The sequence below is a fragment of the Candidatus Infernicultor aquiphilus genome (assembly GCF_002784285.1).
Classification (GTDB): Bacteria; Atribacterota; Phoenicimicrobiia; order Phoenicimicrobiales; family Phoenicimicrobiaceae; genus Infernicultor; species Infernicultor aquiphilus.
Genome location: NZ_PFKO01000003.1, coordinates 1 through 1,929 on the forward strand (window position 1 = coordinate 1; position 1,929 = coordinate 1,929).

Below are 1,929 nucleotides of genomic sequence, written 5' to 3' on the forward strand. Positions count from 1 at the left end.
CGCTATAGCCTACACCCACTTTTACTTCCAGCTTTTCTTTTTTCTGCTTACCTCTATGCTGTAAGCTAATATAGGTAGCATCTGCTTCTAGGTAGGCAGTATCAGGGGCCTCTTTATCGGGGTAATCTAGATTCTCTATCTGTCTTAGTTTCTTCTTCTGGTTTTCGATGATCAGGCTACCTTCTTTTATTACTGATTGTCTTATAGCCTCAGGAGAGCGGAAGTTACCCAGTAAGAGTCTGGCCTGGATTACTACCTCTCGGTAAGAGGAAAGACTGGAAAGAAAATTTTCTATCCTGGCTCGAGATAGACTGAGGCGTTGGTTTTTAACTATACTTAAGGCCTCATCTAAAAGGTAACAACTTTTACCAGTCTTCTTGTCTTGGTAACGGGTACGGAAATAGAGGATATCACCAAAACGGGTAAGAAAGTATTTTCCCCTTTTGCCAGTGTTTTTAAGTTTCCCTCTTTCTCTCTTATTACGCAGGTAATCATCTAGATCGGTAAGGGCCTTTTCAAATACCTTACCGGCTAGATGCTGGGATATTTCAAAGATCATATCTTCTATGCTATCAAAGGTTAAATCTTTTATCTCTATATTTACCTTGACCTTCGGGAAAGTTATTGCTATAGTATCCATGGGTGTAGCTTACCTCCTTTGTTAAAAAGGGTTTTGTTTTCTATAGGTAAGTCTACACCTTTTTATTATATTTTTACAACCCTTCTCTGGCTACTTGTCTTATTACTAACAAAAGAAGGATTATTAAATATAAATATTTTTTCTTCTAACTACCCCACTAAAGTTTACACTAACAATTGCTTCCCCCACTTTTCCACGTTGAAGAAAAAATAGGGGCACATCCTATTTAAAAAACTCCTCTGCTTCTTTAGGTTTTCCGCAGGCCAAGGGCGAAGCCCGCAGCTTAAACAACTTGTTAGACGCCGTTCTGCAATCATTTATTTAAAAACGTATTCATTCTCTATTATGTTCTTCATGTTCTCACAATCTGTGAATTTTAAAATATTTATTCCCATTTTTTGAGCAGCATTAAGATTTACTTTAGAGTCATCAATGAATAAAATGTGTTGAGGTTCTACCTTCACTTTTTTTATGCAAATATTATATATTTTATAATCTGGTTTGCAGACTTTTTCTTCACAAGAAAATATTTTTGTATCAAAGTAGTGAATCCAATATAAGTTCTTTATTTCTTCAAGAGTGTCAAATGTCATATTTGATAATAAAGCCAATTTTATTTTGTCTTTAATGGATTTAATATATTCTATCGTTTCTTTATTAATATCTAACCAGCTCTTTGTATCAAATTCAATCAATTTATCCATATCCTTTAATTCGATTTGTCCATCCATTAATTTAATAGTTTTGGTCCAATATGTTTTTGCATCAATTAGAGCTGAATCATAATCTTTTCTTTCTTTGGTATAAAATGAAAAAAATTGTTGTGCTGTAATATTTAATATTTTACACATTTTATTGACTAGTTCCTTATTTTGCTTTTTACTTATTACTCCACCATAGTCATAAACTAGGTACTCAATATTTTTCATTAAATCTCCAATTGCAGAATAGCGTCTCACCTTCCGCGCATATACGACGTTCGACGAGGATACTCTTAAGAATTTTGGCTTTGATTTTAATATCATCCGGTTTGATTTGGGCATAAACCACAATCAAGACCGCATACGCCTATGGTTGGATACTTCTTTATTTGGTATTTTTTTAAATCAGGTTTTGTTTGTCCCATATATTCAAATAAATAGGTGTCTGTCCCTATTTTCCTAAGATTTCGCTGGGGTATCATTGGCTACGTCCTTACTACCGATAGAAGTTCTTGGGGAGATACATTAAACTGAAGTCTCCACTTTCGCAGGAATTTTCCTTCAGATGGCAAAAGCGGATCTAACCGC

The 1,929-nt window shown here is 34.5% G+C and carries 2 protein-coding genes; both read right to left on the reverse strand.

Annotated elements, in window-relative coordinates:
• Positions 1 to 640 (reverse strand): UPF0236 family transposase-like protein (locus tag COZ07_RS00070; RefSeq protein ID WP_406606583.1); only part of this gene is annotated, 640 nt, incomplete at its 3' end.
• 317 nt (positions 641 to 957) lie between these two features.
• Complete coding sequence (locus COZ07_RS00075; RefSeq protein ID WP_406606584.1) at positions 958 to 1,569, reverse strand: HAD family hydrolase; 612 nt, start codon at positions 1,567 to 1,569, stop codon at positions 958 to 960.
• Positions 1,570 to 1,929: the final 360 nt, after the last annotated feature.

Bases quoted from the DNA above. Each gene is read 5' to 3' on its own strand.
- COZ07_RS00075 (WP_406606584.1), bottom strand. From the start codon at position 1,569: ATGAAAAATATTGAGTACCTAGTTTATGACTATGGTGGAGTAATAAGT.